The sequence below is a fragment of the Polynucleobacter sp. 35-46-11 genome, from assembly GCF_002281105.1.
Window position 1 is genome coordinate 1 of sequence record NZ_NCFJ01000160.1, and the last position, 4,910, is coordinate 4,910.

At 46.9% G+C, this 4,910-nt stretch carries 2 protein-coding genes and 1 pseudogene; all 3 read left to right on the forward strand.

The genetic code is table 11. The annotated features are described in order from the left end of the window. Positions 1-234: pseudogene (locus B7Y67_RS10780) on the forward strand (hypothetical protein); the annotation flags it as partial. A 149-nt stretch (positions 235-383) separates the two neighbouring features. Next, complete coding sequence (locus B7Y67_RS10785) at positions 384-2,831, forward strand: HD domain-containing phosphohydrolase (protein WP_293598646.1); 2,448 nt, start codon at positions 384-386, stop codon at positions 2,829-2,831. A 41-nt stretch (positions 2,832-2,872) separates the two neighbouring features. Next, on the forward strand, positions 2,873-4,910 hold a 2,038-nt coding region (locus B7Y67_RS10790; RefSeq protein WP_293598645.1), incomplete at its 3' end, for an HAD-IC family P-type ATPase.

The window sequence follows — 4,910 nt, forward strand, 5'->3', positions numbered from 1 at the left end:
GATTTCGCACAATCCGCACAATTAATGCAGCAGAATAATCCGGCAGTGATTCCACGCAATCATTTGGTAGAAGAGGCATTAGATGCAGCTGTAGATGACAACAACATGACCTTGCTAGAAAAGTTGTTATCTGTGCTAGCTTCGCCTTACACTACAGACACACTAGAAGAAAAATACACGCTAGCGCCATCATCTGCGCTCGATAGCCAGTACAAAACCTTTTGCGGCACATAACATTAACAATATTGTGGATATTTTGTCAGCCAAAGACTAGAATGACTTTAAGTATGTAAAAATAATCATAAAAAATAATGAGTTAAAGCATGGTTAAATCTGGCACCATTTCACAGCTAGTTCAGCTTAAACGCAATCTCAAAACCATCATGCTGGCATGGACGCTGATCGTTGCAGCCTCTTTAATCTGGAATTTACGTCAGCAATCACATACCAATAACACCCAACTCAAAGCGCAAGTTGAGGCGATTCACTCCATCAACATGGAATACCGCAACTGGATTATTCATAACGGTGGCGTTTATGTACCGGTAACCGACAGGACGCCGCGTAGCCCATGGCTCAGCCACATTGTGGATAGAGATATTAAAACGCCCAGCGGCAAAGAGCTTACTCTGCTGAATTCATCTTATGTATTCAGGTTAATACAAGAAAACATGGCAGCCAGTGGCGCTGAAGTAAAGCTGCATATTTCCAGCCTAAAACCAATCAACCCCATGAACCAAGCAGACGCATGGGAGACCGACGCACTAGAGTCATTTGCAAAAGGCGTGAAAGAAAAAGCCACCATAGATATTACCCCGGATGGCAAAACCTATTTCCGCTTTATGCGCCCCATGGTCACCGATGGTTATTGCTTAAAATGTCATGCACGCTATGGCGATAAAGTCGGTGACATTCGCGGTGGCGTTAGCATTGCCCTGCCCATAGACAAGGTAATTGCCGCCGCAAACGCAGAACGCAACTCGCTCATATTGGGTCACAGCTTGATTTGGGGGCTAGGCTTATTTGGCTTATTCATAGGTGGCAGGCGCCAAAAGCAATCCATACTGACGATAGAAGAAAGTGAAGCCCAAGTCACATTACTCACCAACTCCATTGCCCATGCGATTTATGGTGTAGACCTAGATGGTCGATGCACTTTTGCCAATGACGCTTGCATTGAAATATTAGGCTTTAATCAGCAGTCAGAACTGTTAGGCGAAGAAATGCATAGCCTGATGAAGCACTCACATAAAGATGGCACGATATGCCTAAAAGAAGAGTGCCGAATCCTAAGAGGACTGCATGACGGAAAATCCGTACATGTTGAGCATGAAATGTTCGGCCGCAAAAATGGTGAATTCTTTCCAGTGACTTATTGGGCTTATCCAGTGATATTGGAAGGTGAGATTAAAGGTGGCGTGATCACTTTTATAGATATTACAGAGCAACTTTTAATCAAAGATGAATTAAAAACTTCTCAAAGACTACTGGACTCTATTATTGAAAACATCCCGGTCATGGTGTTTCTTAAAGACGCGAAAAACCTGCGCTTTGAAATGTTCAATAGAGCTGGTGAGGCTTTGTTGGGATATGCGCGCGCAGATTTGATTGGCAAAAACGATTATGACCTTTTCCCCAAAGAGCAGGCGGACAGCTTTACCCAAAACGATCGCATTGTATTGCAAAGCCATCAGTTACTTGAAACGCTAGAAGAAAAAGTCAAAACGGCTAACGGCGATATACGTTGGTTACATACTTTTAAAATTGGTCTTTACGATAAAAACAATCAGGCAACACATTTATTGGGTACTTCGTTAGACATTACCGACCGCAAACACGCTGAAGACTCATTGCGCGAGAGTGAGCATAAACTGGCCGAAGCCCAGCGCATGGCGCATCTAGGACATTGGGAACAAGATATCGCGACGCAACAAATCACTTGCTCTAATGAAGTGTATAGAATTTATGAATTGAATCAGTATGATTTCCCCGGCACGCAAGCCGCTTTGCTCAAACGCACTCACCCCGAAGACGTTCATCTTGTAAAAGCTGCATATGCAGCTAGCCTAAACAGCCATAGCCCACAGCAGATTGAATATCGAATTGTCGGTAATAACGGCCACATTAAATACGTACAGCAAAAATATGAAGTGGTGTACGACAGCGACAACAAGCCAATTAAAATCAAAGGCACTGTGCAAGATGTCACCACACTCAAACAAGCACAACAAACCTTACTTGAACACCAAAAAGTACTTGAGAATGCCTTAGAAGGCACCATCCACACCGTCACCATGGCGGTAGAATTGCGTGACCCTTACACTGGCGGCCATCAACGCAGAGTGGCAGATTTGGCATGTAGCATCGCCAGCAAAATGGGCTTAGACGAGAACCGTATTCATGGCGTGCGTTTGGGGGCCATGATCCATGATATCGGAAAAATTGGCATTCCTGCTGAAATATTAAGCAAGCCATCAAAACTCACGCCGGTTGAAATGCAGTTAGTACGCGAGCATGCCACCATGGGCTTTAATATTTTGAAAGATATTCAATTTCCCTGGCCCATTGCTGAAATCGCGCACCAACACCATGAGCGTGTGGATGGCACTGGTTACCCCAACCGCTTACGTGGGGATGCGATATTGCTAGAAGCACGTATTGTGGCAGTGGCGGATGTGGTGGAGTCAATCGCCTCACACCGTCCGTATCGTCCAACTTTAGGCTTGCAAGCGGCCATAGATGAAATTAAAAATAATCGTGGCACTTTATATGACGCACTCGCTGTTGATGCTTGCCTTGAAATCCTCAACGCAGGGTTTGAGTTTACTTAAAATTGCATTTCAACATGCGCATCCAATAAGACCTCATTTACATGTCTAATCTCCCCATCTCTGGCCTCAGCTCCAGCGAAGCGGCTAAGCGTTTAGCCGCTGATGGCCCAAACGAACTCAACACCGATCAGCGCGATAATCTACTGAGTACTATCTTAGAAGTGGCTGCCGAGCCGATGTTTTTGCTGTTACTCGGCTCAGGCGCAATCTATTACGCCATGGGCGACAGCCGCGAAGCTTACGTGTTATTAGGCTTTGTGGTCATCATCATGGCAATTAGCATCATACAAACCCGCAAAACCGAAACCACACTGGCAGCGTTGCGAGATTTATCTAGCCCACGCGCATTGGTCATTCGTGACGGCATTCCAGTGCGCATCGCCGGCCAGCAAGTAGTGCGTGGCGATATTTTAATGTTGGCCGAAGGTGATCGTATTGCTGCAGATGGTGTGGTGCTAGAAGCACATGAACTTGCGGTGGATGAATCACTGCTCACTGGCGAATCAGAAATGGTGAGCAAAACTGCCGACATTTCCAAAGTATACGCCGGCTCACTCACCGTGCGCGGACAGGGCTTGGTGCATGTCAGCGCCACTGGTAGCGATACCGAATTAGGCAAAATCGGCCAATCTCTGCAAGACATCAGTATGGAATCGTCACCGTTGCGTGACGAAATTAATTTGCTCACCAAGCGCCTGGTGATTTTGGGCATCAGCGCGAGTTTATTGCTCACTGTTTTATATTGGGTGTTAAGAGGTGGTTGGCTGCAAGGCTTACTCAGTGGCATTGTGCTGGCAATGAGCCTGATTCCGCAGGAACTGCCAGTGATTATGATTGTGTTTTTTGCGCTAGGTGCGCGGCGCATTGCCGCACATCAGGTGCTAACGCGCCGCTTGAACGCCATCGAAACGCTGGGAGAAACCACAGTGCTGTGCGTGGATAAAACGGGCACACTCACAGAAAATCGCATGGAAGTTGCGGCCTTATCTGTTGCAGGTGAAACACTGGATGCGCATCATTTGTTGCCGCATAGCGTATCTACAAACTTTCTTGAACTGATTGAATATGCATTACTGGCAAGTGAAATTGCCCCTAACGACCCGATGGAACTCGCGTTTCACCGCTTGGCACAAACGCATTTGGATGATGTAAAACGTGAACATGCAGGTTGGGAGCTGGCACGTGAATATGAGCTCTCACCTGAATTACTCGCCATGTCACACCTATGGCGCAATTTAGAAAATAGCCATGACACAGTTGCCACTAAAGGTGCGCCAGAGGCCATTGCAACACTATGTCGGCTTAACAGCCAACAGCACAATGATTTGATGCATAGCGCTGAGGCTATGGCAATCAAAGGCTTGCGCGTACTTGCCGTCGCCAAGGCACGCCATGCCAATCATTTATCTTGGCCTGAACTTCAAAACGACTTTGCTTTTGAGTTGGTGGGCTTGGTGGGTTTAGCCGACCCCTTGCGTGACAATGTGCAAGCAGCTGTTGCCCAGTGCCATCAAGCCGGCATTCGTGTCATGATGATTACCGGTGACTACCCCACCACAGCCAAAGCGATTGCCATGCAGGCAGGCATTGATTGCAGCCAGATATTAAGCGGCAAGGAAATTGCGGCAATGGATGCACAAAACATGCAGCAACAAATAGCGCGCACCAATGTATTTGCACGCGTGACCCCGCAGCAAAAATTGAATATTGTGGAATGCTTAAAAGCACAAGGCGAAGTGGTTGCCATGACCGGTGATGGCGTGAACGATGCACCTGCGCTCAAAGCCGCACACATTGGCATTGCCATGGGTAATCGCGGCACCGATGTGGCACGTGAAGCAGCGTCTATTGTGCTGCTGCATGATGACTTCACTTCGATTGTGACTGCAATTAGTTTGGGTAGACGCATTTTTAGCAATCTGCGGCTAGCCATTATTTACACCTTGGCGGTACACGTGCCGATTATCGGGCTTTCCATTTTGCCATTGCTATTTGGCTTGCCACTTTTGTTAGCACCTATACATATCGCTTTTTTAGAACTGGTTATCGACCCGGCGTGCTCGATTGTGTTTGAAGCAG

Excerpts from the sequence above, each read along its gene's own strand:
- B7Y67_RS10785 (WP_293598646.1), top strand. The coding sequence starts at position 384 with ATGCTGGCATGGACGCTGATCGTTGCAGCCTCTTTAATCTGGAATTTA.